Source organism: Nocardiopsis sp. NPDC058631, from assembly GCF_042716955.1.
GTDB lineage: Bacteria > Actinomycetota > Actinomycetes > Streptosporangiales > Streptosporangiaceae > Nocardiopsis.
In genome coordinates, this window is record NZ_JBHXQY010000095.1 from 1 (window position 1) to 25,431 (window position 25,431).

Below are 25,431 nucleotides of genomic sequence, written 5' to 3' on the forward strand. Positions count from 1 at the left end.
CAAGGCCTTCTTCGCCTGGTCCTGACCGATCACATACGAATCCAGGAACTCGTAGATCTCCCGCGGCTTCGGCAACGAGTCCCACGACAGCTCGGCGGGGAGGACGGTGTCCTCCTCCTCCATGATCTCGTTGCACAGGCCCACGCACTCGTCGCAGATGCAGATGTGGCCGGGTCCCGCGATGAGTCTGCGGACCTGGCTCTGGTCCTTGCCGCAGAACGAGCACTTCAGCAGGGGGGCGCTGGCACCGGTGCCTGTCACTAGAAACGTTCTCCTCACGCGGGCCGTGCCCGGGTGGATCGGCGGGGAATTCCCCTGAGCCAGATGATCGCATCACCCGAATTCTCACGGTATCCCCTGCTGGTACAGGTCGCAAAGCCATGACCGCCGCTCCCGAGAGGGGCGGCCCGCCCGGCGGACACCGCTCACCGCTCCCGCCCGACGCGCCGTGGCGCCCGGCGCCGCGACGCCGCGGGGCGCGCCCGCGAGCGGGTGTACCCCGGTCCTGCCGAGCGTACCCCCGACTCCGCGCCGCGCCCACTCCCCCGACAGTCGCCTGGTCAACTTTTGTTGACTTTTTCCGCGAGTCAACCTATGTTGACTCGGGAGGGGGTTCTCCGCTCCCACCGGTGCCGACGTACGCGCAGCGTGTCGCCCGCCCCGGCCCGGGGCGGCGTTCGCCCTGATCGAGACCGCACGAAGGGCTTGAGGGGGCCCGAGGGCGCGAGGGCGTTGGACCGACCGGTGTCGGTACGGCCCTTCCGCGCCGGGGCCGCTGCCGCGCCGCGTCCGCACCCGCGTCCGCACCCGGCCCGTGCCGGTGGCCACCGGTGGGCGCACGCCCCGGCAGGACGGGCCCCGCACGACACCACCACGAGCACGACCGACCCACGGCCCCGGGGCCCTGCGCCCGGGAGAGGAGAGTCCGCCATGACCACCGCCCTCGACAACCACGAGCCCGACCCCGAGGACCTGCACCAGTGGACCGCACGCGGTTTCCCCGTGGCCGACGCCCTCCGCTGGATCGACGCGGGTTTCCGGCTGGAGGCGGCCGAGCGCTGGCGCGGCAGCGGCGTGTACCGGCCCGGCCCCGCGAAGGAGTGGCGGGCGGCGGGGCTGACGCCCTACACGGTGCAGAACGCGCTGCGTGCCGGGATGACGCCGGGGGACGCTGTGCGCTGGCGCGAACTGGGCCGCGGCCCCGCCGACGCCGCCGATCGGCACCTGGCGGGCGAACGGCCCCGCCCGCGCCGCCTGCTCGGCTTCCTCCGTCCCTGCCGAGGGCGCGGCGGGCTCCGGTCCGGTGAGGGCCTCGGGCTCGACGACGGGGAGGCCGAGACCCTGAACGCCCTGCTGTCGGCCGGCCTGCCGGCCTCCTGCGCGCGGGCCTATCTGGACGCGGGCTGGGTCGGTGCCGAGGGCGTGCCCTGGGCGCGGGCCGGTGTCAACGCCGCCCAGGCCCGGGTGTACCTGGCGCTCGGGTTCTCCCCCTCGGAGGGGGCGGTTCTGGCGTCCGGCGGGCACGACGCCCTGGCGCTCATGGGCGAGTGGTGGGGCGCGGGCGTACCCCGGGAGGAGGTCGCCGCCTGGGTGGCGGCCGGATACGGCGCCGACGAGGCGGCCCGCGCCCGCGCGTCGGGCACGGGCCCGGAGCAGGCGCAGGCGCAGGCGACGGCGACGGCGACGGCGACGGCGACGGCCCAACGTGCCCCGGACGGCGGGCGCACGGGAGAGTCGCCCTGACCGGGGAGCCCTGAACGGAGAGCCGGGGTCGCGGAGCCGGGGCCGCGGAGCCGGGGCCGACGCACCCCGGCTCGTCCACAGGCCGCAGGACGGCCTTGCCGGGAGGGGGCGACAAGGGCGACCATCGATACGGGGGGTCGTCGCGCCCCCGCGGGCGGCACGGACCCCCCGTATCGAGCCTACGGGCGGGCGCCGCCGACCACCAGACCGATCCCTGCCCTGTGGACGGCCGCCCAGGGCCGGCTCACCGCCGAGGCGGCCCGCCGTGGCAGGTCACCGCCGGACCCCGCCTCCTTGCCGTGCCGGGGCGAAGGAGCCGACGGCGTGACCGGCGCCGCGGTCGCCGGAGCGGGCGACCACACGGCCGCCCGCCACGCGGAACGCGACCTCGGTGGTGTCCTCGACCGTGGGGACCCCGAGCGCCGCGGCCGTCTTGCCCGAGTCGTCGAACACCAGGCGCAGGCGGGGCCAGGCCTCCTCGGGGAAGGCCTGGCGCAGGCATCCGCACAGGTCGGCGACGACGAGCCTGGCCATGGGCGCCTGTTCGGCCGGGTCGCCGGTGACCACGACGGCCGTGACCGCCGCGTCGGCGGGGGCCGAGCGCAGCGCCTCCTCGACCACTTCGAGCCGGTGCAGTCCCAGGACGGTCACCACTCCGTCGTCGGCGAGGGACACCGGTCGCCGCCGGATCGCGTCGAACCCCTCCGGCGGGTCCCACACCTCGTCCACGGGGGTCGCGGACCGGATGTGCGCGACGTGCGGGAGCGGCCAGGTGTCGTCCAGGTCCAGGTCGGCCAGACGTTCACAGGCGCGGATGACGTTGAAGGGGTCGACGAAGCCGGGTGCGACGGCGACCGTCTGAGCGGCCCCGTAGAGGGTCGTGAGCACGGTCTCGGCCACGCGCACCCGGCGCCCGCCGGGCTCGCGCGGTGGTTCCAGGGCCTCCAGCGCCAGGCCGAGCAGGACCGCGTCCAGCCGCATCAGCTGGGCGAACGAGCGGCGGGTCGGTTCGTCGGCCAGGACCTCGGGGGCGAGCGCGGCTCCGATCCGGAGCGGTTCGTCGGAGTCGGTGAGCGGGAGGCGGGAGACCCAGGCGCGGGCGAGCGCGCCGAGGGCCGTGGCGGCGGTCGTCCCGGGTTCGGCGCGGGGCGCCTCGGCGGCGCGCTCCGCGGCCTCGGCCAGGACCGACAAGTACAGGGCGCGCTTGCCGGGGAAGTTGGAGTAGACCGCCCCCCGTGTGAGTTCGACCCGTTCGGCGATGCGGTCGATCTTGGCGTCGCGGAACCCGTGTTCGGCGAACTCGTCCCTGGCGGCGGCCAGGACACGTGTGCGGTTGCGGGCCTGTTGTTCCGCCCTGTTGAGCCTGGCCATCGTCCTCCTCGCTTCGGCGTCCTCCCATCCTATGTTGAGATGCCACAACCACTCAGATACTCTCAACATCTGAATGTTGGCATCATTTGAATTGGGGTCGGTAAGCATCATGGACGAGTACGCGTTCCGGGCCGAGGGCCTGGTCAAGCGGTTCGGGAGGACGACGGCTCTGGCGGGGGCGGACCTCGCGGCGCGCCCCGGTTCGGTCCTCGCGGTCCTGGGACCCAACGGCGCGGGGAAGACCACGGCCATCCGCGTCCTCGCCACCCTGGCCCGCCCGGACGGGGGCACGGCCGAGGTCGGCGGGTTCGACGTGGTCCGCGAGGGCCCCCGGGTGCGGCGGCTGATCGGCCTGGCAGGGCAGAACACCACCGTCGACGAGGAGTTGAGCGGGTCGGCCAACCTGGTGCTCCTGGGGCGGCTGCTCGACCTGGGAAGGGCCGGCGCCAGGAGTCGCGCGGCCGAACTCCTCCAACGCTTCGCCCTGGCCGACGCCGCGGCCAGGCCCGTCTCCACCTACTCCGGCGGGATGCGCCGCCGCCTCGACCTGGCCGCGAGCCTGGTGGGACGCCCGCGCGTGGTCTTCCTCGACGAGCCGTCTGTGGGCCTGGACCCCGGCAGGCGGGAGGACCTGTGGCGGATGGTCCGCGAACTGACCGCCGAGGGCACGACCGTCCTGCTCACCACCCAGTACATGGAGGAGGCAGACGCCCTGGCCGACGACATCTGCGTGATCGACCGGGGACGGGTGATCGCCTCGGGGACCTCCGCCGAGCTCAAGCGGATCGCCGGAGGCCGGGCCGTCTCCGTGCGCCCCACCGACCCGGGGCGGACGGCCGACGCCGCCGAGGTGCTGGCGGCCGTCGCCGGACGCCCACCCGAGCGGACCGGCAGGGGCACCCTCTCCGTCCCCGTGGACGGCGACGCCCACGCCTGGGACATGGCCCTCGGGCTACGGGACCGGGACATCGCGGTCACCGAGTTCTCCCTCCACCTGCCCAGTCTGGACGAGGTCTTCTTCGCCCTCACCGGAACCTCCCGAGAAGAGGAGCCCACCACGTGAACACCGGCACCGACACCGGCGGCGCGCGCCGCCTAGGCGCCCTGCCCAGGCACAGCCTCGTCCTGGCCGGGCGCAGCCTGGCCAAGTCCGCACGCAACCCCGGCGCCGCGGTCAACGGCGTGGTGACGCCGGCTCTGTTCCTCGTGCTCTTCCTCTACCTGTTCGGCGGCTCCCTCCCGGGGTCCTCCCACGCCTACCTCCAGTACCTGTTCCCCGGCATCCTCGTGATGGGCGCGGGCCTGTCCGGGATGCTCTCCAGCGGGATCAGCATCAACACCGACATGAAGAAGGGCGTGTCCGACCGGTTCCGGAGCCTGCCGATCGGCAGGACCGCACCGCTGCTCGGATCGATCCTGGCCGACCTGGTCAGGTACGCGGCCGGGGTGGCGCTGCTGTTCGCGATCGGTCACCTGCTGGGCTTCCGGGTCGGGACGGACGCGGTGTCCGCGCTCGCCGCCGCCGCACTGGCGATCGGCTTCGGGTTCGGGCTGAGCTGGCTCACCGTGTACCTGGGCGTGCTGGTACGGGACGAGAACACCGTCCTGGCGTTCTCGTTCGTCGCCTTCCTCCCCCTGCTGCTCGGCACCAGCCTCGCCGCACCGGTCGACACCCTCCCCGGCTGGCTCCGGGCCTGGGCGCAGGTCAACCCGGTCACGCACGCGATGGACGCCTCCCGGGCACTGCTCACGGGCACCCCGGCCACCGACTCGGTGACCCTGACCCTGGTCTGGTCGGCGGCGCTGGTCGCGGTGTTCTGCCCCCTGGCGGTCCGCGCCTACGCACGCGAGCGCTGAACGGGACGGCGTCCCGGGCCGGGAACCGATGGCGAAGGACGCGGTGACGCGAACTGTCCAGCGCGGCATGGTGTGCGATTCAGCCCGCGTACCCCGCGCGGTCACGGACACGGTGCAGCATGGCCCACCACCGGCCCGGCCGCCCGCGCCGTGGCCGCACCCCTCTCCTCCCGCGAAAGCGAGCACCGTTCCCGTGTCCCCACTCGCCTCCCGTACCGGGACCGGGGCCGGGGCCGCCCCGCGCACCGACGGCGGCCACCGCCCCGAGATCGACGGGCTGCGGGCCGTCGCGGTGCTGCTGGTCGCCGTCTACCACATCTGGCTGGGCCGGGTCTCCGGTGGCGTCGACGTCTTCCTGCTGCTCAGCGGGTTCCTCGTCACCGGGTCGCTGCTGCGGGCCGCGGGCCGCGACGGCATCGGGTTCGGGGCGTTCCTGGGCCGGTTGGCCGCCCGGCTGCTGCCGACGGCGGCCCTGGTCATCGCGACCGTGCTGGTGTGCACCCGGCTGCTGCTGCCCGAACCCCGCTGGCGGGACGTCCTGGGCGAGGCGTTCGCCTCCGCCTTCCACCACCTCAACTGGTCCCTGGCCCTGGACGCGGTGGACTACCTGGCACGGGGCGAGGAGACCAGCCCCCTCCAGCACTTCTGGTCGCTGTCGGTCCAGGGGCAGTTCTACGTGCTGTGGCCGCTGCTCATCGCCGCGGCCGTGTGGGTGGCGGGCCGCGCCGGGCGCGGCCCGCGCACGGGTGTCCTCGTCGCGCTGGTCTGCGTGTTCGCGCTCTCCCTGGCCTACTCGGTGTACGCCACCCGCGCCGACCAGCCCTGGGCCTACTTCGACACCGGGGCGCGGCTGTGGGAGTTCGCCCTCGGCGGCCTCCTCGCCCTGGCCCTCCCCCACCTGCGGCTGCCCCTGGCCGCGCGGATCGCGCTGGGGTGGGCGGGGCTGGCGGCACTGGTCCTGTGCGGAGCGCTGCTCCAGGTCTCCACGGTGTTCCCGGGCTACGCGGCCCTGTGGCCGACCCTGGCCGCGGCCGCGATCATCGCGGCGGGCACCACCGGTGCGCGAACGGGCGCGGACCGCCTCCTGACCCTCCGGCCGGTGCGCTACCTGGGGTCGGTGTCGTACGCCCTGTACCTGTGGCACTGGCCGGTCCTGGTGTTCTACCTGGCCGTGACCGGTCGCACACTGGCGAGCCCGCTCGGCGGGGCCGCGGTGCTGGCCGTGTCGGTGGCGCTGGCCGCCGCGACCACCCCTGTCGCCGACCGGGTGGCCGCACTCGGGAGACGGTCCTCCGCGGCGGGGCCCGGTGCCCCGACGGGGGCGGCGGCGACCGTCCTGCGCGGACCCGCGCTGCGGGGTGCCGCGGTGGGTCTGGCCTGCCTGCTCCCCGTGGTGCTCGCGGCCGGGGCCTGGGCGGCGCGTATGGACGCCGACCAGCGCAGGTGGGAGGAGCTGCTGGCGGACGGGCGGAGCTATCCGGGGGCGGCCGTGCTGGCGGACGGGGCGAACACGGCCCAGGCCCTGGACCGCCCGGTCTACCCGAGCCCCGCGCGGGCGTCCGAGGACGTGCCCGTGACCTACGAGGACGGCTGCAACCAGACCATCGCGGACGCCGAGGTCATCACGTGCGTCTACGGCGCTCCGGCACCGGAGCGGACGGTGGCGCTGGTCGGCGGTTCGCACGCCGCGCACTGGTTCCCGGCGCTCGAACAGGTGGCGCTCGACCGGGGCTGGCGACTGGTCAACATCGTCAAGGGGTCGTGCCTGTTCACCGACGCCCCGCAGACCTACAAGGGCGATCCCTACACGTCGTGCGCGGAGTGGAACCGCGGGGTGATGGCCGAACTCGCCGCGCTGGAGCCCGACGCGGTGTTCACCACGGGGACCACGACCAGCCTGGACACCTCCGCGGGGTTCGGGGAGGAGCAGGTCGTGGACGGCTACGTGGAGAGGTGGCGCGAGCTGGAGGCGATGGGGGTGGAGGTGGTCGCCGTGCGCGACACCCCCCGGTTCGGCTTCGACGTGCCCGACTGCCTCGCCTCGTCGACGCCCGAGGAGTGCTCGGTCGATCCGGGGACGTCGATGGCGGCGACCTCGCCCCTGGACGCGGTGCGGCTGCCGGGCAACGTGACCGTGCTCGACCTGAACGACCTGATCTGCGAACCCGCCGTGTGCAGCCCCGTCGTCGGCAACGTGCTCGTGTACTGGGACGGCAGCCACATCGGTGCGACGTTCATGCGCACCCTGGCGCCGGAACTGGACGAGCGGCTGGCGGCGACCGGCTGGTGAGCCGGTCGCCGGCGCGTTCCCGCGGACTTCGCTCCCCGCTGTTCGGTCGGGGGCGTCCGGTCGGGGGCCGTGCCGGGGATGTCAGAAGGCTCGCGGCCCCCCGGTGAGGAAGATCACCGCGCCGGCCGGAGCCCGGGGCGTCCGGTGGGGAGGGCGCGGGGCGGGGCAGGAGAGCGGCGGCCGGATGGTTCGCACCTTCGCGCGACCGGCCCCCTGGGCGAAGGCCCCGTACCGTGTGCCCGGACCGGCCCGGGGGTGGCGTCGACAGGTGGGGCCGGGAGCTCGGGAGCCGACGCGGCCGGGGCCGTTCAGGGCCCGCAAACCCCTGTGGCTCGGGGGTTTCGTGGTTGACCCGATGTGACCGGAGTGCGTTGTGTCCTACTAGACTCTGCCGCCTCTTCACCCCAGAGGACAGGACACCTGTGGCTTCCCGCTGCCCCTACGCCGAACTCCACTCCCCTGACTTCCACGCGGACCCGCACAAGGTCAACCAACGCATGACCGAGGAGCACGGACCGGTCTTCCCCGCCGAGATCTCGCCGGGGATCCGTGCCTGGGTCGTCGCCGACTACGCGCTGATCACCGCCTGGTGCAGGGACACCCGCACCTTCGTCCGCGACTCCCGCCTGTGGCTCGACTGGCGGGAGGGGAGGATCCCCGACGACGCGCCGGTCGCGGCGATGATGGCCCACCGGCCCAACCTGCTCTACGCCGACGGAGACGAGCACACCCGCCTCAAGCGTTCGGTGACCGACTGCCTGGGGCGCGTCCCCGAGAGCCGGGTCGGCGACATCACCCGCCTGAACGCCGACGCGCTCATCGACGCCTTCTGCTCGCGCGGCAGCGCCGATCTGGTGTCCGAGTACGCCCGCCTGCTGCCGCTCCTGGTCATCTGCGAACTCTTCGGGTTCTCGGCCGACGTCGGCCGTCGGGTCCTGACCTCCCTCTCGGACCTGTGGGACGGCGTGGACGCGGTCAGGGCCAACGGCGAGTACGAGCGCGCCCTGTCCGACGCCATCTCCGCCAAACACGCCGACCCCGGGGAGGACATCACCTCCTGGCTGCTCCAGCACCGTGCCGGGCTCACCGACGACGAGCTGCTGCACCAGCTCGTCGTGACGATCGGGGCGGGGGCCGAGCCCACGGCCAACCTCATCACCGGGACCACGCGCACGATCCTGGTCGACACCGAGGTCGGGCAGGCCCTCCGCAGCGCCCGGGTGGGGATCGGCGAGGCGATCGACCAGGTGCTCTGGCGTGAACCCCCCATCAACAACTACCCCGTCCTCTACCCGGTGACGGACGTGCGGGTCAGCGCGGACACGGTGATCAGGGCCGGCGAACCGGTCCTGCTCGGGTACGCCGCCGCGCACGCCGGGTTGGTCCAGGGCACGCCGGACATCGAACAGGGAAACCGCGCCCACCTCGCCTTCGGCGTGGGCCCGCACCGCTGCCCCGCCCAGGGGTTCGCCTACGCCATCGCCCAGGTCGGAGTGGAGACCCTGACCAAACGGTTCCCCGATCTGCGAACGGCCGAGGACGAGGCACAGTGGCGTCCCTCCCCGTTCGCCCGGGCCCTGTCCCGCCTCCCCGTCGCCTTCACCCCCACCTCCCCGAAAGGATCGATCCCCCCATGGCATCAGACATTCCCGTCCTCCACCCCTACGACCTCCACCGCCAGACAGCCGAACTCCGCGGACGAGGCCCCGTCGTCGAGGTTGAGATCACTGGTGGCGTGGTTGTTCGGGCGCTGACCGGCCACGACGTCATCATGGAGGCGCTGTCCCATCCGGATGTGCGCAAGGAGGCCCGGCACTGGCGCCCCTGGGCCCAGGGCGAGATCCCCATGGACTGGCCCCTGATCTCCTGGGTCGCCCCCGACAACATGCTCACCGCGGACGGTGACCGCCACCGTCGTCTGCGCACCCTCGTGTCCCAGGCGTTCACACCCCGCCGGGTGGAGGTCCTGCGGCCGCGCATCGGCGAGATCACCGCCGAACTCCTGGACGCCGCCGAGGCCGCCGGTCCGGGGCCGGTGGACCTCAAGGCGGCGCTGTCGCTCCCCCTGCCGATGACGGTGATCTCCGAGCTGTTCGGGGTCGCCCCCGAGCACCGGGACACCCTGCACCGGCTGATGCACTGGGTCTTCGACGCGACCGTCACCCCCGAGCAGGCCGCCCGGACCAACGCGGACATGCTGGCGTTCCTCACCGAGCTGGCCGAGGAGAAGGCGAAGGCTCCCGGCGACGACCTCACGAGCGCCCTCCTGGAGGCACGTGCCGAGGGCGACGAGAAGCTCTCGCAGAGCGAGCTCGTGTGGACCCTGATCCTCATGATCGGCGCCGGCTACGAGACCACGATGAACCTCATCACCAACGCCGTGCACGCCCTCCTCACCCACCCGGACCAGCTCGCCCTGATCCGCGAGGGCAGGGCCTCCTGGTCGGACGCGGTCGAGGAGACGCTGCGCTGGGACGCCAGCATCCAGTACCTGCCGCTGCGCTACACGGCCGAGGAGGTCACCCTCGGCGGGGTGCGCGTGCCCCGGGGCGAGGCCCTGCTGATGGGGTTCGGTGCCTCCGGGCGGGACACGGGGCAGCACGGCGGGGACGCGCACGTCTTCGACCTGGCCCGTGAGCAGCGCGGTCACCTGGCGTTCTCGCACGGGCCGCACTTCTGCCTGGGCGCGGGCCTGGCGCGGATGGAGGGCACCACGGCCCTGGAGTCGCTGTTCACCCGCTTCCCGCGGATCCGCCTGGCCGAGGGGGAGGACGTGCCCGAGGCGCCGTCCATCGTCGCCAGCGGGCGCTCCCGCCTCCCCGTCGCCCTGGGCTGAGGCGACCGGGCCCTGCGTGCCGCTGCGGTGGCGCGCGGGGCCCTTTCCGCGCTCCGCGGACCCCGGCCCGGGTCCGCCTCGGGAGGAGGGCCGGGGTTTCGGTCGGTCACCGCCGCTCCCCGTTCTGGCCGGACCCGGCCACGCGCGGGTCTCGGCTTGACCTGGAGCGCGCTCCAGGTCCCAGACTCCCTTGCGAAGGCCCGGACGACAGCGGGCCCGGATCCCGAGGGGGACCCCCATGCGTTACCGCACTATCGGCAGTGACCCGCGGACCCGGCGCGAGGTGAGCGTCCTGGCCCTGGGGGCGATGCTCATGGGCTCGGTGACCGACGAGAAGACGTCCTTCGCCGTCCTGGACCGCTACGTCGAGGCGGGCGGGACGTTCATCGACACCTCCGACAACTACGCCTTCTGGGCCGACGGCGGCCAGGGCGGCCAGAGCGAGGAACTGCTCGGCCGCTGGCGGGCCGACCGGGGCATCGGCGCAGAGGTCGTCATCGCCACCAAGCTCGGGGCCCGTCCCCTCGCTCCGGGGACGAGCTTCACCGACAACCCGGAGGGGCTGTCGGCACGGGTCGTGCGGGAGTCGGCCGAGCGCAGCCGGGAACGGCTCGGGGTGGACAGGCTCGACCTGCTCTACGCGCACATCGAGGACCGCACCGTGCCCGTGCGCGAGACCGTCGAGGCGTTCGCCGCACTGGTGTCGGAGGGCTCCGTGGGACTCCTGGGCGTCAGCAACCACGCGGCGTGGCGGGTGGAGCGGGCGCGGGCCCTGGCGGCGGCCTCCGGGCTGCCCGGCTACGAGGTGCTCCAGTACCAGCACAGCCACCTGCGTCCGCGCACGGACATCCCCGACGCGCTGTCCGCGGACGGCAACATCGGCAGCGCCGGGTCCGACATGCTCGGCTACCTGCGCTCCGAGCCGGGCCTGGTCCTGGTCGCGTACTCGCCCCTGCTCGGCGGCGCCTACACGCGGGAGGACAAGCCGCTGCCGCGCGACTACGACCACCCGGGCACCCGGGCGCGCCTGGAGGTGTTGCGGGAGGTCGCCCGGGAGTCGGACGCGACGGTGAACCAGGTGGTTCTCGCCTGGCAGATGGGTGGCGAACTGCCGATCATCCCCCTGGTCGGGGCATCGTCGGTGGCCCAGTTGGAGGAGAGCCTGGCCGCGGTCGAGCTGGAACTGACCCCGGACCAGCGCTTTCGCCTCGACGCCGTGAACTGACCGTCAGCGGTCTGCGACCCCTGGGGCCCCGCCCCGGGGGCCGCAGACCGCGGACGGGGCCCCGTGGTGGGACCCCGCGCGGATCCGCCGGCGGTCGGGCTGTCACTCCCCCTGCGCCGCGGAGTCCAGCAACCAGTTGTAGCGCAGGCGCAGTGCGCGCTCCGTGCTGGCCGCCGTGGCACCGAGCGCGAGCGTGATGTTGAGCCATACCGGCAGCTGGACGGGCGAGGTGAAGGTCCCGAAGCGCTGGGTCACGGGGGGAACCTGAAAGACCACTTCGAACAGCTGCGGGACGAGGAGGAGCGCGGGAACGACCAGCAGGACCAGCGAGCAGAGACCGATCAAGCGGCTCAGTACGGGGTGGTCGCGGTCCAGTCGCGCGCGGCGCCCCTCGGCGGAGCGCCTGTCCGGGACGAGTTGGTGTTCGGTTCCCTCGTCGGTGACGTAGTGGCAGCGCTTGAGGCCGAAGGCGGTCAGCGCCACCTCGATCGTGCCGCCCTGGACGGGGAAGGCGGCAGGGAGCCCGGACTCGGCGTGGTGCCTGCCGTCGAGGTACAGGTGGGCCCTGCCCTTGCCGTCCTCGGAGAAGAACCGCTGCGACTGGCGGACGTCGATGGCGTGGACCACCTGTCGGCCATCGCCGTCCTGCAGCGCGAGGGAGAACAGGATTCGGGAGAGCGGCTGCCACCAGCGGAAGGGCTTCAGCGCGCTCCCGTCCCCGGGCTTGACCCTTCGTGCGGCTCGGCGCCGCTGCCACTCCTTGAACATCTCGGACTCCCTGTCATCTCGCGGGAACGCCTCTGCGGCGTCGGGACTGGAGCCGCGCCGCACGCGCCCGCGCCGTCAGGCACGAGGACGCCGGCTCCGGGACGTGGTTCGCGCGGCCCCGTGCGACGGGGCGGGTGGGCGACCGGGGTCGCTCCACCCGCCCGCCGGCGGGCGCGGTGCCGGGTCAGGGGCCGCAGGTCGCTCAGGCCGGGCAGGACGTGTCCTGCTCCGGCAGGTCCCCCTCGACCAGGAAGGCCGTGGTCACGTCCTGTGCGCACGCGTTGTCGCCGTTGACGTAGACGCCGTGCCCGCTGCCGTCGACGCTCACCAGACGGGACCGCTGCCCGAACTTGTCATCGAGCATCTCCCCACCGAGGTGCGGCGTGACCGGGTCGCGCCGGTTCTGCACGATCAGGACGTTGCTCGGCCCCTCGTCGAGGACCTCCACCGGCGGCTCGGCCGGTTCGTGCGGCCAGTAGGCGCAGGGCATGATGTTGGCACTGGCGGCGCCGAACAGCGGGTACCTCTCCCTGTCCTCGGCGACACTGCGCTGGTAGGTGCCGACCTCTTCGGGCCATTCGACGTCGTTGCAGGTCACGGCGAGGAAGACCGACCAGGAGTTGTCGATCGACGACGGTTCGGCCCGTGGGAAGCCCGAACCTGCGACAGTCGGCAGGCCGACGGGCCCGTTATCGCCCGGGTGCGGCGGGACCGCCGCCTCGTCGGAGGTGAGCACGGACTGCCAGCCCTCCGCCGTCCGGGGGTACAGCGTCTGGTGGTAGAGGCCCGCGAAGGTGGCCAGCCGGAAGAGGCTGCCGTCCATGGGGCCCTCGCCCGTGTCCACCGGGTTCTCGTCGAGCCGCTCGGCGAGCTCGAAGTAGGTTCTGCGCACCTCCTCCGTCGAGTCGCCCAGGCCGTACTCGTCGTGGCGTTCCGCGGCCCATGCGAAGAAGTCCGGGAAGGTCTCCTCGGCGCCCAGGCCGTACCTGCGCATCCCCTCGTGGTCGAGGTGGGTGTCGCCGATGTTGCTGTCGAGCACGATCCGGTCGGAGCGGTCGGGGAACAGCGAGGCGTAGGCGGCGCCCAGCGCCGTGCCGTAGGAGGCCCCGTAGAAGCTGGCCTTCTCCTCGCCCAGCGCCTCCCGGATCCGGTCCAGGTCGCGGGCGGTGTTCGCCGTCGAGATGTGGCGCAACCGCCCGTCGGTGTCGTTGTCCGCGCACTGGGCGGCGATCGCCTCAGCGTTGCCGGCCTGCTCGGTCACGGCCGCCTCGTCGACCGCGTACGGCGGGATGGCGCCCCGGTAGTCCTGGTCGGCGGTGAAGCCGCAGCCCACCGGCGCCGAGTGCCCGATCCCGCGGGTGTCCATGCCGATCAGGTCGTAGCTGTCCGAGACGCTGTCGGGCAGGCCCCGGGAGACCAGGTCCGCCGGCATCGTCAACCCGGATCCGCCCGGACCGCCCGGGTTGAACAGCAGGACACCGCGCCTGCGGTCCGGGTCCGGGCTGGCCAGCCGCGACACCATGATCTCGATCCCGGCGCCCTCGGGATCGGTGTAGTCCAGCGGTACCGGCACCAGCCCGCACTCGATCCGGGGCGCCTGGGCCGCCACGTCCTCGGGGCAGGCACCCCACTCCACCCGCACCGCCGGTTCCGTACCCCGGTCATCGGCCACGGCCGGTACCGCGGCCAACGGCCCGGTGAGGCCGATCACCGCCAGCACGACCAGACTTCGACCTGCGCTGCCACGCCTTCGCTCCATGCCCGTCCTCACCTGTATCGGTCTCCACGCTGTTGCTCGCTCACGACCCCGCACCGTGTCCTCGGGGTACATGCTCCGAAGCTAATCCGTCGTGAAGGCGTGACAGAGTGTCACGAATCATGGGTTTTCTCCGCGCACAGCACGGGTCGGGCATGACAGATGTCATTCATTGGCGGAGTCCGCGCAGCGGTCCGGCGCGAGGGGCACGGGGCACCTCGGTGTCCACGCCGGTGGCGCGCTCGGATGTCCATTCCCGCGGTTGTCCCTGGGCGAGTCGGCCACAACCCGGCCCAGCTCACCGCCAGGCTCGGACCCCCTCCACGCGCCACCCTGCCCAAGAACCCGGACGCCGAGGACATCGCATCGGTACGACGCGGATCAGGTTCGGGGCGCGACCGCGTGGGGGAAGTCCAGCCCTTGGAGGGCGGTGCGCAACCGCTCGGCTGCCGCATCAAGGACGCTCTGGTCCTCTTCCACCTCTACCGCGGTGAAGTCGAAATCGGACAGGTCCCAGGCCGGGGCGACGTGGATGTGCATGTGTGGAACTTCGAAGCCCGCGATCACCAACCCGGCGCGAGGCGCGTCCCAGGCTGCGCGTACACCCTGACCGATCGCCTGAGCCACCTCCATGCACCTGGTCAGGAGTGCGGGCTCGATGTCGGTCCATCGATCGACCTCGGCTCGGGGGACGACCAGGGTGTGGCCCGGGCGGAGCGGTGCGATGGACAGGAAGGCCACGACTTCGGGGTCCTTCCAGACGAAGTGCCCGGGAAGGTCACCGGCGATGATCTTCGAGAACGGGGTCGACATGAGGGTGGGGCCCTTCTGGAGCGCTGTGCGGTTGATGTCGTGTCCGCGGTCTTACCAAGAGCCTTGGCAGGCTACTCGATCCCGATTCCGTGTTCGCAGGGGGCGCCGTCGCCGGTGTGCCAGGGTTCCACGGGCACCGGTTCGGTCGCCGCGACCGCCCCGCCCGGGAGGACGCACGCGACCGTGCCGACCGCCACACCCCCGAACAGCCCAGAAGCCCCCTCCGATGACGGAGAGGGCTTCGGGGTGCTGTCCTCGGTGGAGGGCCTTCTGGGCTCCCTCGCACTGGGCAAGGTTTCCAGTAAGCCGTCCAGGTGGGCCCTGGGCAAGCCGACCACAACCCGCGAGGCGAAGCTTCGCGTCGGGGTCTGGGGGTCGCCCCCCAGAGGAAACGACGGAACGACCCGGCTAGGCGGACGAAGTCCCCCGAGCAGAGTCGTTCCGGAGTGGAGTGGGCGCGAAGGGACTCGAACCCCTGACCTATTGCTTGTAAGGCAATTGCTCTAACCAACTGAGCTACGCGCCCGTGCGTCGGACGAGAGCATACCGTGTCGCGGTGGTCGCCGCGCCTCAGTATCCGGTGTGCTCGCGCAACCGCGCCAGGTACTCGTCCGTGTCGCGCGGCCGGGAGATCGGCGTGACCGTCGACCAGCGGACGGCGCCGTCGGCGCCGATCAGGAACGTGCCCCGCCTGGCGACGCCCCTTCGGGGGTCGAAGACACCGTACGCCTCGGCGACGCCCCCGTGCGGCCAAAAGTCCGACAGCAGTGCGAACGGGAACCCCTCCCGGTCGGACCAGGTGCGCAGGGAGAACACCGAGTCCACCGACACCGCCAGGACGACGGCGCCCGCGTCCTCGAACTCGGTGTGGCGGTCGCGCAGGTCGGCGAGCTCGCCCGAGCAGACCCCGGAGAACGCCAGCGGGTAGAAGACCACGAGGACGGGACGGCCGCGCAGGTCGGCGAGGGCCGTGTCCTGCCCGTACTGGTCCTGGAGGGTGAAGTCGGGCGCGACCGCGCCCGCGGTGATGGGATCGGTCATGATCGCGTTCGTGGTCGTCGGCGCTCGGGCCTGGGGTCGGCGACCGCCTGTTGGCGGGCGCCCCTCAGCGCCGCGCGCCCACCGCTGGGACGCGCGGCACCGGATGCCTCACCCGGTCCGGGTGGTGGACGTCACCGCTTGGGAACGACCAGGCGCGTACCCGACCAGTCGGCGCCGATGCTGACCGCGCTCGTCTGGGACAGGCCCGACGTCGAAGCGGCCTCCGCGACGTCGTTCGGGGACACGTGGAGCTCACGCCCCGCCTTCGGGGTCAGCACCAGGATGGTCCCGCCGTCGGCGATGGTGGTCACCGTGTCCATCAGCGCGTCGGTGAGGTCCTCCTCCTCGTCGGACCGCCACCACAGCAGTGCCGCGTCGACGTCTCCGTCGAAGTCCTCGTCGACCATCTCCTCACCGGTGAGTTCGGTGATGGATGCGCGCAGGCCCTCGTCGACGTCGTCGTCGAAGCCGAATTCCTGCACCACCTGACCCGGCTTGAATCCGAGTCGGTCAGCCAAGCCACGTTCGCTCTGTGCCTGGCCCGCGGTCGCGCTCACGAAAGTTCTCCTCCACAGATGGTTTTTCTCAATCTTGCCTGCACTGAGCAGTTGTCACAACGATGCCGGACCAATTAGCGGCCCGTCACGTGGGTCCGTAACCATCGCTGATGGCCTAGTTCACACGCTAGTGGCATGTTCCGTCAACGCGCTCCCAAACCCAGCCCCGATCCCGGTCACCCGCGGAGGGTCTCACGAGGACGAGAGGTAGGACAGTCGGACCTTGCGGTCCGGGTTGTCCACGTTCAGGTCGACAACAGCGATCGACTGCCATGTTCCCAGTTCGAGGCGTCCGGAGAGCACCGGGACGGTGGTCTGCGGGGCGATGAACGCGGGCATCACGTGTGATCTCCCGTGGCCCTGGGAACCGTGCTTGTGCCGCCACCGGTCATCGGCCGGCAGCAGGTCGTCCAGGGAGGCCAGGAGGTCGTCGTCGGACCCCGCCCCGAGTTCGATGATCGCCACGCCCGCCGTCGCGTGCGGGACGAACACGTGGAGCAGTCCGTCGCCTCCGGCGTCGGCGACGAAGTCACCGCACTCCCGGGTGATGTCGGTGATGCTCTCCGATCCGCCGGTGTGCAGCTCAAGGATCTGTGTCCGCATAGCGCCACCTTCGCGCAGGTGCGGCCCTCGTGCAACCATCCCGGTCCTCCCTGTGCACAACAGCCCAGGTCGGCACGCGTCATACTCGTCAGCTATATGTGCGAACCTGGTCGAAAGGAGGGTAAACGGTGACTGCTTCTTTGCGTTTGGGTCCACTGCTGCGCCATGCGGGACCGACCACCGCGACGGTGTGGGTGGAGACCGATTCCCCCTGTACCGTGCGGATCCGGGTCGACGGAACCCTCACGGCCGCCACGGACACGTTCACCGTGCACGGGCACCACTACGCCGTGTGCGAAATCACCGGGCTCCCCGAGGGCGCGTCCCTGCCCTACGAGGTGTTCCTGGGAGAGGACCGGGTGTGGCCCGAGCCCGGCAGCGCCTTCCCGCCCAGCGTCGTGCGCACGACGGCGCCGGACGCGCCCACGCGGCTGCTGTACGGGTCGTGCCGCCGGCCGACGGGGGACACGCCCGAGGGTGTGGTGCGCTACGGCCCGGACATGCTGCGGGCCACCGCCCGGCGGCTGGCGCACGAGGCGCTGGACGGCAACCTCGTCCTGCTCCTCATCGGCGACCAGGTCTACGCCGACGAGCTGGAGGAGCCGATGCGCGCCTTCGTGGCCGCGGCTCGGGCACAGGACGACTCCGACGACGTGCCCGGGGACGAGGTCGTCCACTACGACGAGTACGCCGAGCTGTACCGGCAGGCGTGGATCGACCCGCCGGTGCGGTGGCTGCTGTCCACCGTGCCGACCCTGATGATCTTCGACGACCACGACATCCGCGACGACTGGAACACCTCCGCCTCGTGGCGCCTCACCATGGACGAGCACCCGTGGTGGCACCGGCGGATCACCAGCGGGTTGGGGACCTACTGGGTGTACCAGCACCTGGGCAACCTGTCCTCCCACAGCCGTGGCCAGGACCCGTTGTGGGCCCGTGTGCGCGAGGCGCGCGGCGACGCCGCCGAGGCGGTCGACGAGTTCGCGTGGCGGGCGCACGCCGAACCGTCCTCCTACAGGTGGAGTTACCGCTACGACGTGGGCTCCGTCCGCGTGCTGATGGCCGACACGCGCTGCTCCCGCGCGCTCGGGGAGGAGGCCGTGCGCGACGGGTCCCGGTCGATCCTGGGCGCGGAGGGGCACGACTGGCTGGACGAGAACCTGACCGGGGGCCCCGACCACGTGGTGGTCGCGTCGACCGTCCCCGTCATGCTGCCCACCGCGGTGCACCATCTGGAGGCCTGGAACGAGGCCGTGTGCGCGGGCGCCTGGGGCCGGTGGCCGCGTCCGCACGCCGAGTGGCTCCGGCAGAAGATGGACCTCGAACACTGGGGCGCCTTCCAGTACTCGCTGCGCCGCCTGGGCGACTCGGTCCGCGGGGCGGCCCGGGGCGAGCACGGCCCCGCGCCGGCGACGGTGCTGTTCCTCAGCGGTGACGTGCACTTCTCGTACATGGCCCCCGTCCGGCACCGTGACCTCCCCGAGGGCGGGACCCGGGTGGCGCAGCTCGTGTCCTCCCCCCTGTGCAACCAGCTCCCCTCCGGGGTGCGCAGGATCGTGCGCCTGACGGCGAGCCGGCCCGCCCACGTGGTCGGCAAGGCCCTGACATGGCTGGCGCGTGTACCCGGGATCGCCCTGGGCTGGAGGCTGCACGGGAAGACCTACGCGGGCAACACCATCGGCGAGGTGGCCTTCGAGGGCCGTGAGGCCGAGGCGCTCTGGTACCACGCCGTCGAGGGGGGCATCGACGCGCTGCCCGGCGTGTACCGGCGCGTGCGGGTCTGAAGTCCCCTCAGGTCGCGGCCCGGTGTGGGGGCGCTGCCGCGTGGTCAGCGGCGGCGCCCCGAGGGGGTCAGGGCTTGTTCGAGTGCGGGCGGCGGGTGGAGGGGGTGGTGCGCCGGGAGCGGCGCACCGCCAGCCCGAGGGCTCCGCTGCCCTGTTCCAGGAACTGCCGGGCGGCCCGGTGCACGCTGGAGCGGGGGCCCGCGGGGGCGTCGGGGTCGGGGTCGCCGTCGGGTGCGGAGCCGCTCTCCAGCTCGTCCTCGCCGGTTCCCTCGCCGCCCAGGTGCGGGAGCTGCCTGGTCGGCTCGACCTCCTGCCCGGAGGGCAGGGGGAGGAGGACGTCGGTCGGCTTCTCGTTCCCGGTCCGCTCCGACTCCAGGTGCGGCAGCACGTCGGTGGGCTCCTCGCGCTCGGTCCGCCGGGACCGCAGGTTCGGGAGCACGTCGGTGCGCTCGTCGTCGCGGTTGTCCAGGGGGCGGATCGGGCGGGTGCGCTCGGCTGCGGAGGCCGCCGCCGCGGACGGTGCGGGCACGGTGCCCTCGGAGGCCTCGGCGCTCTCCTCGCGCACGGCCTTCTTCCAGGCCCGCTCCTCCATCTTCTGGCGCATCGACTCCCGGGAGCGCTCGATCCGTGAGGCCTTCCAGGACTTGGTCAGCGAGGTGACGATCGGCCAGGTCACCTTGGCCGGGCGGGAGAGGGCGTGCCACAGGTAGGCGGTGGTGCCCCAGGCCTCCATGGCCCTGCGCGCCTTGGTGATGGTGAAGAAGGTGGGCATGGCCAGCAGGAGCTGGGGCCAGGCCAGCAGGAGTGCGGCGAGCAGCGGGTACATGCCTCCGCCCACCACGGACGCGGCGGCGCCGATCACGACGGGCACCAGTGCCAGGGAGATCCGCAGTCCGGTGAACTGCCGGAACCGGTGCAGTGAGCGGCGCGCGGAGACCTGTGGCACCAGCCCCTCGGGCAGCGGGGTGGGCTGGACCATCAGGGCCAGCAGAAGTGTTCCCACGCCGACGCTCGCGGCCAGCAGGATCGTCCATCCGGCGGCGGAGTACACACCGCCCACGAGGAGGTACACCAGGCCCAGGACCGGCAGCGGCGCGGGCAGCCAGAACAGCACACGCCTGCGCAGCTCACCCTCCTGCGTGGGTTGGAGAACGAAATCGATCACCGAACGGAAGAATCGGGACCTTTTCCTCGGTCGCTCGACCACAGCGTTGACCCCCCAAGAACGTCGTGACGGAGCGGTGCGGGGACCATCGCCCAAGGGTGTCCTTAACCCCATCGGTCCCGCCGGCAACCCGCCTCTCACAAAGCTATCCCTTTTCATGTAGTCCCCGGGCGCACACGGGCAGTCACAGACATACCCACGCAGGCGAAACTTCCCTGAGTAGGCCCATATGACAGGCAACGATCAGGTTACTTCCCCCGCGCCTTCCGGTCAGGTCGGTGGCTGATTCCGGACGCGCGAATCCGTGTGGCGTCCCCCACTGCGCGACCGGGCGTCACCCCTCGTGCGTCTGCGCCAGACGTCCGAGGGCGACCGCCACGCGCAGGACGAACGACCCGCGCCCGTCGGAGGGCGTGCGACCGGTGAGCTCCGCGATCCGGCTGAGCCGGTAGCGGACGGTGTTGGGGTGGACGAAGAGCATCCGCGCGGTGGCCTCCAGCGAGGACGCGTGCTCCAGGTAGACCGACAGGGTGTCCAGCAGGGGCGACCCCGCCCCCAGGAGGGGCACGTACACCTCGTCCACCAGCTGGCGGCGGGCGTCGGTGTCCCCCTGGAGGGCGCGCTCGGGCAGCAGGTCGTCGGCGAGTACCGGGCGGGGCGCGTCCGGCCAGGCCATCGCCGCACGCAGCCCGCTGACCGCCGCGCGCGCCGACGCGCCCGCCGCGCGCAGGTCCGCGACCGCGGGCCCGACCACCACGGGACCGGGACCGAAGAGCCCGGCCAGGGGTTCGGCGGCGGCCACGGGGAGGTCTTCCTCCGGGTAGCGGTCGCCCACGCCGACCACCATCACGACGCGTTGGCCCTGCGTCCCCGCCAGCACGTCGTGACCGAGGCGCCGCGCGGCCGAGCGCAGGTCGTCCAGGATCTTGCCGGCGTCCTCCCCGCCGGTGTCGCCGGCGACCGCGATCACGGGGGTGTGCGACCAGCTCAGCGCCGACCCCCAGGTCTGGAGCCCGTCCTCGTGGTCTCCGTGCAGGAGCGCGTCGACGATGAGCGCCTCCAGCCGGGCGTCCCACGCGCCGCGCGCCTCGGCGGCGCGCGCGTAGACCTTGGCCGAGCTGAACGCCACCTCCCGCGTGTACCGGAGCACCGCCTCGCGCAGCTGCTGGGCGCCGCCGGGGGCGGCCAGCTCCTCGACCTGGCCCTCGACCACGTCGATGACCACGCGGATCATGTCGACGGTCTGCTGGAGGGAGACGGAGCGGGTCAGCTCGCGGGGGGCGGTGCCGAAGACCTCGACGGTGATGGCGGGGCGCCCGCGGACCGGGTTGCGGAACCAGTCCACGAAGGCGGCCACGCCCGACTGGGCGACGAGCCCGATCCAGGAGCGGTCCTGGGCGGACATGCGCCGGAACCAGCCGAGCCGCTGTTCCATGCGGGAGACGGCGGCCGTTCCGAGGGTGCCCATGGAGCGCTCCAGACGGCGCACGGTCTCGGCGCGGACGCGTTCCTGTTCCTCCGCGACCGGGTCTGTGTCACCCTCGAATCCGGTGGCGTCCGTCGGGCCGTTGCCGCCCTCGTCGTCCCGTGGCGGGTGGGGTTCGCTGTTCACACCTCTAGGTTCGCACCTCCGGGGCACTCGACCGGAGGTCCACCCCACGTGAGGGGCGGTGGTCCGCCCCGCACGCGACCCCGCTCCGTGGTCGGTGGCGAACGGTGCGTACCGCCGGGAGTGATCCCTCACACTGGTTGATACGCCGTGGGCCCATGTCAGACCACTTTTTGTGGAGTGTCCACAAACGCCCCGGCTGAAGTTCGTGTTTCTCCCCATCCGAATGGTGATCTCCTACAGGGCAAGGTTGATGTCGTGCTCGTAATCGTTGCTCCCGGCCAAGGCGCCCAGGTTCCCGGTTTCCTCTCCCCGTGGCTCGAACTCCCCGGCGTCGCCGAACAGTTCGCCGCGTGGTCCGAGGTGACCGGTCTCGACCTGGTCCGCTACGGCACCACCGCGGACGCGGATGAGATCCGTGACACCGCCGTCGCCCAGCCCCTGCTGGTCGGCGCCGGCCTCGTCGCGGCCACCGCCGTGCTCGCCCCGACATCCGCTCCCTCGCCCGCGCTGCCCGCGGAGGCCTCCCTCGTGGACGCCGTCGCGGGTCACAGCGTCGGCGAGTTCACCGCGGCCGCGATCGCCGGAGTGCTGTCCCCCAGGGACGCGATGGGGCTGGTCGCCGAACGCGGCCGGGGCATGGCCGACGCCGCCGCCCGCACCAGGACGGGGATGACGGCCGTGCTCGGCGGGGACCGGGACGAAGTGCTGGCGGCCATCGCCGCAGCCGGCCTGACACCGGCCAACGACAACGGCTCCGGGCAGATCGTGGCCGCCGGAACCACGGAGCAGCTCGCGGCGTTCGCGCAGAACCCGCCCGCGCGGGCCCGGCTGCGGGCCCTGTCCGTCGCGGGCGCCTTCCACACCGAGCACATGGCTCCGGCGGTGGAGCGCGTGCGCGCGTCGGCCGCCGCCCTGTCCCCCTCGAACCCGACGGTCCGCCTCCTGTCCAACTCCGACGGCGCCGTCGTGGACAGCGGCGCGGAGTACCTCGACCGCCTCGTCACCCAGATCTCCTCGCCGGTGCGCTGGGACTCCTGCACCCGGACCCTGGCCGAACTCGGGGTGACCGCCCTGATCGAGCTCACCCCGGCGGGCACGCTGACCGGCTTGGCCAAGCGCGCGCTGCGCGGTGTGGACCTCCTCGCGGTGAAGACCCCCGACGACCTCGACCGCGCCGGTGCCCTCATCAAGGAGCACGCCGGGGTCCCCGCCCCTGCGGACACGGACCAGGAAGGCTAACCATGTTCAACTCCCCGAACGCCCTCGGAGGCGCGACCGTCGTCGCCCTCGGCGAGTACCAGCCGTCCCAGGTCCTCACCAACGCCGACCTGGAGTCCCGCGTCGACACGACCGACGAGTGGATCCAGAGCCGCGTGGGCATCAAGGAGCGGCGCATCGCGGGCCCCGAGGACACGGTCACGAGCATGGCCGTGGCCGCGGGCGGCAAGGCCCTCGCGTCCAGCGGGCTCTCCCCCGAGGACATCGACCTCGTCATCGTGGCGACCTGCACCGTGCAGGACCAGATCCCCAACACCGCGGCCACCGTCGCCGCGAAGCTGGGCATCGTCGCCCCGGGCGCCTTCGACCTCAACGCGGCCTGCGCGGGCTTCTGCTACGCGCTGGGAGTGGCCTCGGACATGGTCCGCGGCGGCAGCTCCCGCAACGTCATGGTGATCGGGTCCGAGAAGCTCAGCGACTGGGTCGACTGGCAGGACCGCTCCACCTGTGTGATCTTCGCCGACGGCGCGGGCGCAGCGATCGTCTCGGCCTCCGAGGAGCAGGGTGTGGGCCCCGTGGTCTGGGGCTCCTCCGGCGAGCGCGCCGACAAGATCCACCTGCGCGAGGGCAAGTACCTCTACCAGGAGGGACAGGCCGTCTTCCGCTGGACCACCACCGAGCTGTACCAGGTCGCCCTGGAGGCCCTGGATCGGGCCGGTGTGAAGCCCTCCGAGCTGACCGCGTTCGTGCCGCACCAGGCCAACCTGCGGATCGTGGAGTCCATCGCCAAGAAGCTGGGCGCTCCCCAGGCACTCGTGGCGCGCGATATCGTCACCGCTGGCAACACCTCCTCCGCATCCATCCCGCTCGCGCTCTCGCGCATGATCGGGCGCGGGGAGCTGCCGTCGGGGAGCATCGTCCTCACCCTGGGCTTCGGCGCGGGGCTGGTGTACGCCGCACAGGTGATCCGCATCCCCTGAACACCGCCCGAGCCCGCGGCGGCACCGCACCGGCCGGGTTGACAGAACCCCGTCACGCGCGGTGCCCCTGAACCGACACCGAAACACCAACCAAGGAGAAACGACATGGCTCACAGCGAGCAGGAGATCCTGGCCGGCCTCGGCGAGATCGTCGAGGAGATCGTCGGAACCGAGCCCGCCGAGGTCACCCCGGAGAAGAGCTTCGTGGACGACCTCGACATCGACTCGCTGTCCATGGTGGAGATCGCCATCGCCGCCCAGGACAAGTTCGGCGTGGAGATCCCGGACGACCAGCTCAAGGACCTCAAGACGGTCCAGGACGTCATCAACTTCATCCAGAAGTAGCACGTTCGGGGCGCCGGCTCCCACCCCTGACGCCGGCGCCCCCACAGGCCACCACCCGTGGTCGCCTCCCCCACGAACATCCGCCAACGCCTCCCGGCCCCACCGCCGGGAAAATCCCACGAGAAGGGCGAACGGATCATGTCAAAGACCGATGTCGTCGTCACCGGCCTCGGCGCCACCACCCCCCTCGGGGGTGACGTCGCGACCACATGGTCCGCGCTCCTCGACGGCCGCTCCGGAATCACCAACCTTCCGGAGGAGTGGCACGAGAAGCTCCCGGTGCACTTCGCCGGGCAGATCGCGCAGGAGCCCTCCGAGAAGCTGCCGCGCCCGCGCCTGCGCCGCCTGGACCGCACCCAGCAGTTCGCGCTGATCGCCGCGAAGGAGGCCTGGGAGGACGCCGGTTCGCCCGACGTCGACCCGATCCGCCTGGGTGTCGTGGTCTCCAGCGGCATCGGCGGCATTCTCACCATCCTCGAGCAGTACGACATCTTCCGTGAGAAGGGCTGGAAGCGGGTCTCCCCGTTCACCGTGCCCATGCTCATGCCCAACAGCCCGGCCGCGGCCATCAGCCTGGAGTACACCGCTCGGGCCGGTTCGCACGTGCCGGTGAGCGCCTGCGCCTCCAGCGCCGAGGCCATCGCCAACGGTGTGGACATGATCCGCTCCGGCCGCGCCGACATCGTCATCGCCGGCGGCACCGAGGCCGCCATCCACCCGCTGAACATCGCGTCGTTCGCGTCCATGCGGGCCCTGTCCACACGCAACGACGACCCGCAGACGGCCTCCCGTCCCTGGGACAAGAACCGCGACGGCTTCGTCATGGGCGAGGGCGCGGGCATCCTGATCCTGGAGTCGGCCGAGCACGCCGCCCGCAGGGGTGCCCGCGTGTACGCGCACGCCTCCGGCGTGGGCTACACCAACGACGCCTACGACATCGTCCAGCCCGACCCCGAGGGCGCCGGGCAGGCGCGGGCCATCACCCAGGCCCTGGACGACGCCGGGCTCGCCCCCAGCGACATCGTGCACGTCAACGCGCACGCCACGTCCACCCCCGCGGGCGACGTCGGCGAGACGCGCGCGATCCGTTCGGCGCTGGGCGAGTCCGCCACCGACCGGGTCGCGGTGACCTCCACCAAGTCCATGACCGGCCACCTGCTGGGCGGCGCGGGCGCGGTGGAGTCGATCGCGACCATCCTGGCGCTGCACGACGGGCGCATCCCGCCGACCATCAACATCGAGGAGCTGGACCCGGACGTGGTCGTGGACATCGTCCGCGACAAGCCCCGGGACATGCCCAGCGGTGACGTGGCGGCCGTCAACGAGTCCTTCGGGTTCGGCGGCCACAACATCGCCGTGGTGTTCCGCCGCGCCTGAACCCGCGACCGGCCCCTCTCCCCGGCCGGCGCCCCGCACCCACCGCGACCCCGGGCCCTCCCGCGCCGGGCCCCCGGGCCCCCCGGC

Annotated in this window: 22 protein-coding genes and 1 tRNA gene; 12 read left to right on the plus strand and 11 right to left on the minus strand. The window is 72.4% G+C overall.

Features of this window, described 5'->3' with window-relative positions; genetic code table 11:
• Positions 1 to 261, minus strand: a 261-nt coding sequence (locus ACFWTE_RS24320; RefSeq protein WP_378782193.1) for a ClpX C4-type zinc finger protein, incomplete at its 3' end; no start/stop codon positions are given.
• Between the two features lie 669 nt (positions 262 to 930).
• Here ACFWTE_RS24320 and ACFWTE_RS24325 point away from each other — a divergent pair.
• Positions 931 to 1,743: a hypothetical protein gene (locus tag ACFWTE_RS24325; RefSeq protein WP_378782194.1), complete on the plus strand. Its 813-nt coding sequence runs from the start codon at positions 931 to 933 to the stop codon at positions 1,741 to 1,743.
• A gap of 273 nt (positions 1,744 to 2,016) precedes the next feature.
• On the opposite strand, the gene ACFWTE_RS24330 is transcribed toward ACFWTE_RS24325, so the two are convergent.
• Positions 2,017 to 3,114 (minus strand): TetR/AcrR family transcriptional regulator, encoded by a 1,098-nt coding sequence (locus tag ACFWTE_RS24330; RefSeq protein ID WP_378782195.1) that lies wholly within the window; start codon positions 3,112 to 3,114, stop codon positions 2,017 to 2,019.
• Between the two features lie 109 nt (positions 3,115 to 3,223).
• Between ACFWTE_RS24330 and ACFWTE_RS24335 the strand changes: the two genes are divergently transcribed.
• From ACFWTE_RS24335 to ACFWTE_RS24360, 6 genes are all read left to right on the plus strand, one after another.
• On the plus strand, positions 3,224 to 4,177 hold the full coding sequence (locus ACFWTE_RS24335; protein WP_378782214.1) for an ATP-binding cassette domain-containing protein: 954 nt from the start codon (positions 3,224 to 3,226) through the stop codon (positions 4,175 to 4,177).
• On the plus strand, positions 4,174 to 4,971 hold the full coding sequence (locus ACFWTE_RS24340; RefSeq protein WP_378782196.1) for an ABC transporter permease: 798 nt from the start codon (positions 4,174 to 4,176) through the stop codon (positions 4,969 to 4,971). Before ACFWTE_RS24335 ends, ACFWTE_RS24340 begins: the two co-directional genes overlap by 4 nt.
• Positions 4,972 to 5,164: 193 nt before the next feature.
• The gene (locus ACFWTE_RS24345) at positions 5,165 to 7,261 is read left to right on the plus strand and encodes an acyltransferase family protein (protein ID WP_378782197.1); all 2,097 of its coding nucleotides are present in this window, start codon (positions 5,165 to 5,167) and stop codon (positions 7,259 to 7,261) included.
• A gap of 422 nt (positions 7,262 to 7,683) precedes the next feature.
• On the plus strand, positions 7,684 to 9,015 hold the full coding sequence (locus tag ACFWTE_RS24350) for a cytochrome P450 (RefSeq protein ID WP_378782198.1): 1,332 nt from the start codon (positions 7,684 to 7,686) through the stop codon (positions 9,013 to 9,015).
• Positions 8,997 to 10,097, plus strand: a complete 1,101-nt coding sequence (locus ACFWTE_RS24355) for a cytochrome P450 (RefSeq protein ID WP_378782199.1) — start codon at positions 8,997 to 8,999, stop codon at positions 10,095 to 10,097. Before ACFWTE_RS24350 ends, ACFWTE_RS24355 begins: the two co-directional genes overlap by 19 nt.
• 238 nt (positions 10,098 to 10,335) lie before the next feature.
• On the plus strand, positions 10,336 to 11,322 hold the full coding sequence (locus ACFWTE_RS24360) for an aldo/keto reductase (RefSeq protein ID WP_378782200.1): 987 nt from the start codon (positions 10,336 to 10,338) through the stop codon (positions 11,320 to 11,322).
• Positions 11,323 to 11,424: 102 nt separating this feature from the next.
• Here ACFWTE_RS24360 and ACFWTE_RS24365 read toward each other — a convergent pair whose 3' ends face one another.
• The 7 genes from ACFWTE_RS24365 to ACFWTE_RS24395 form a co-directional block, all read right to left on the minus strand.
• A complete protein-coding gene (locus ACFWTE_RS24365) occupies positions 11,425 to 12,090 on the minus strand; it encodes a hypothetical protein (RefSeq protein ID WP_378782201.1) in 666 nt (221 codons plus the stop codon).
• A gap of 202 nt (positions 12,091 to 12,292) precedes the next feature.
• Entirely contained in the window at positions 12,293 to 13,849 is a 1,557-nt protein-coding gene (locus tag ACFWTE_RS24370) for an alpha/beta hydrolase (RefSeq protein WP_378782202.1), read from the minus strand.
• A gap of 378 nt (positions 13,850 to 14,227) precedes the next feature.
• Positions 14,228 to 14,659, minus strand: coding sequence for an HIT family protein (locus ACFWTE_RS24375; protein ID WP_378782203.1), 432 nt, complete (start codon positions 14,657 to 14,659; stop codon positions 14,228 to 14,230).
• A gap of 452 nt (positions 14,660 to 15,111) precedes the next feature.
• Positions 15,112 to 15,185 (minus strand) — tRNA-Val (locus ACFWTE_RS24380).
• A gap of 44 nt (positions 15,186 to 15,229) precedes the next feature.
• The gene (locus tag ACFWTE_RS24385) at positions 15,230 to 15,700 is read right to left on the minus strand and encodes a peroxiredoxin (RefSeq protein ID WP_378782204.1); all 471 of its coding nucleotides are present in this window, start codon (positions 15,698 to 15,700) and stop codon (positions 15,230 to 15,232) included.
• 131 nt (positions 15,701 to 15,831) lie between these two features.
• Positions 15,832 to 16,257 carry a DUF3052 domain-containing protein gene (locus ACFWTE_RS24390; RefSeq protein ID WP_378782205.1) on the minus strand — a complete coding sequence of 142 codons (426 nt, stop codon included), beginning with the start codon at positions 16,255 to 16,257 and terminating at the stop codon, positions 15,832 to 15,834.
• 192 nt (positions 16,258 to 16,449) lie between these two features.
• Positions 16,450 to 16,860 carry a secondary thiamine-phosphate synthase enzyme YjbQ gene (locus tag ACFWTE_RS24395; RefSeq protein WP_378782206.1) on the minus strand — a complete coding sequence of 137 codons (411 nt, stop codon included), beginning with the start codon at positions 16,858 to 16,860 and terminating at the stop codon, positions 16,450 to 16,452.
• Between the two features lie 128 nt (positions 16,861 to 16,988).
• On the opposite strand from ACFWTE_RS24395, the gene ACFWTE_RS24400 reads away from it, so the two are divergent.
• Positions 16,989 to 18,647: an alkaline phosphatase D family protein gene (locus tag ACFWTE_RS24400; protein WP_378782207.1), complete on the plus strand. Its 1,659-nt coding sequence runs from the start codon at positions 16,989 to 16,991 to the stop codon at positions 18,645 to 18,647.
• 67 nt (positions 18,648 to 18,714) lie between these two features.
• On the opposite strand, the gene ACFWTE_RS24405 is transcribed toward ACFWTE_RS24400, so the two are convergent.
• A complete protein-coding gene (locus tag ACFWTE_RS24405) occupies positions 18,715 to 19,812 on the minus strand; it encodes a hypothetical protein (protein WP_378782208.1) in 1,098 nt (365 codons plus the stop codon).
• Between the two features lie 334 nt (positions 19,813 to 20,146).
• Positions 20,147 to 21,424, minus strand: a complete 1,278-nt coding sequence (locus ACFWTE_RS24410) for a PucR family transcriptional regulator (RefSeq protein WP_378782209.1) — start codon at positions 21,422 to 21,424, stop codon at positions 20,147 to 20,149.
• Positions 21,425 to 21,679: 255 nt separating this feature from the next.
• Here ACFWTE_RS24410 and ACFWTE_RS24415 point away from each other — a divergent pair, with 255 nt between their 5' ends.
• The 4 genes from ACFWTE_RS24415 to fabF all read left to right on the plus strand — a co-directional run bounded on the left by ACFWTE_RS24415 (position 21,680) and on the right by fabF (position 25,344).
• The gene (locus ACFWTE_RS24415) at positions 21,680 to 22,663 is read left to right on the plus strand and encodes an ACP S-malonyltransferase (protein WP_378782210.1); all 984 of its coding nucleotides are present in this window, start codon (positions 21,680 to 21,682) and stop codon (positions 22,661 to 22,663) included.
• Positions 22,664 to 22,665: 2 nt separating this feature from the next.
• Positions 22,666 to 23,622 carry a beta-ketoacyl-ACP synthase III gene (locus tag ACFWTE_RS24420; protein ID WP_378782211.1) on the plus strand — a complete coding sequence of 319 codons (957 nt, stop codon included), beginning with the start codon at positions 22,666 to 22,668 and terminating at the stop codon, positions 23,620 to 23,622.
• A gap of 105 nt (positions 23,623 to 23,727) precedes the next feature.
• Entirely contained in the window at positions 23,728 to 23,967 is a 240-nt protein-coding gene (locus ACFWTE_RS24425; RefSeq protein ID WP_378782212.1) for an acyl carrier protein, read from the plus strand.
• Positions 23,968 to 24,105: 138 nt separating this feature from the next.
• Positions 24,106 to 25,344: a beta-ketoacyl-ACP synthase II gene (fabF, locus tag ACFWTE_RS24430; RefSeq protein ID WP_378782213.1), complete on the plus strand. Its 1,239-nt coding sequence runs from the start codon at positions 24,106 to 24,108 to the stop codon at positions 25,342 to 25,344.
• Positions 25,345 to 25,431 lie beyond the last annotated feature (87 nt).